The organism is Klebsiella sp. 141161, from assembly GCF_050600815.1.
Lineage (GTDB): Bacteria > Pseudomonadota > Gammaproteobacteria > Enterobacterales > Enterobacteriaceae > Klebsiella > Klebsiella aerogenes.
This window is the reverse complement of record NZ_JAQIRN010000021.1, coordinates 1-925: the sequence shown is the minus strand read 5'-3', so window position 1 is coordinate 925 and position 925 is coordinate 1. Positions and strand designations below refer to the sequence as shown.

2 tRNA genes and 2 rRNA genes are annotated in these 925 nt (G+C 49.3%); all 4 read right to left on the bottom strand.

Annotated features, from left to right (window positions below):
• Window positions 1-356: ribosomal RNA gene (locus PGR79_RS23790) — 23S ribosomal RNA — on the bottom strand; the annotation flags it as partial.
• Between the two features lie 170 nt (window positions 357-526).
• Window positions 527-602: transfer RNA gene (locus tag PGR79_RS23785), tRNA-Ala, on the bottom strand.
• A 105-nt stretch (window positions 603-707) separates the two neighbouring features.
• Window positions 708-784, bottom strand: a tRNA-Ile gene (locus PGR79_RS23780).
• Window positions 785-855: 71 nt separating this feature from the next.
• Window positions 856-925 (bottom strand): 16S ribosomal RNA (locus PGR79_RS23775); the annotation flags it as partial.

Here is a 925-nt window from a genome sequence, read left to right as displayed (position 1 = left end):
CCTGTGCATTTTGGTGTACGGGACTATCACCCTGTACCGTCGGACTTTCCAGACCGTTCCACTAACACACAAGCTGATTCAGACTCTGGGCTGCTCCCCGTTCGCTCGCCGCTACTGGGGGAATCTCGGTTGATTTCTTTTCCTCGGGGTACTTAGATGTTTCAGTTCCCCCGGTTCGCCTCGTTAACCTATGTATTCAGTTAACGATAGTGCAACGAATTGCACTGGGTTTCCCCATTCGGACATCGCCGGCTATAACGGTTCATATCACCTTACCGACGCTTTTCGCAGATTAGCACGTCCTTCATCGCCTCTGACTGCCAGGGCATCCACCGTGTACGCTTAGTCGCTTAACCTCACAACCCGAAGATGTTTCACTTCTGATTGCGAAAATTTGAGAGACTCGAACACACATTAACTGTGTGTCGTTTCAATTTTCAGCTTGATCCAGATTTTTAAAGAGCAAAACTTCGCAGTGAACCTTTTCAGGTACACTCTGAAGTTTTCTTGTTTCTTGCAGTAAGGATGGTGGAGCTATGCGGGATCGAACCGCAGACCTCCTGCGTGCAAAGCAGGCGCTCTCCCAGCTGAGCTATAGCCCCATCGTAGTTATCTCATCAACCTTAATTCTTTCTGAGACAAGGCGTGGAACGGCGAAGCATACTCAGGTATGCGAGTCGTTTCACAACGCGGTATCAGGAAGAATTTGGTAGGCCTGAGTGGACTTGAACCACCGACCTCACCCTTATCAGGGGTGCGCTCTAACCACCTGAGCTACAAGCCTGCAGAGATTACTTACTGCTGTATTTTCATCAGACAATCTGTGTGAGCACTACAAAGGCAGGTTCTTTAAGGTAAGGAGGTGATCCAACCGCAGGTTCCCCTACGGTTACCTTGTTACGACTTCACCCCAGTCATGAATCAC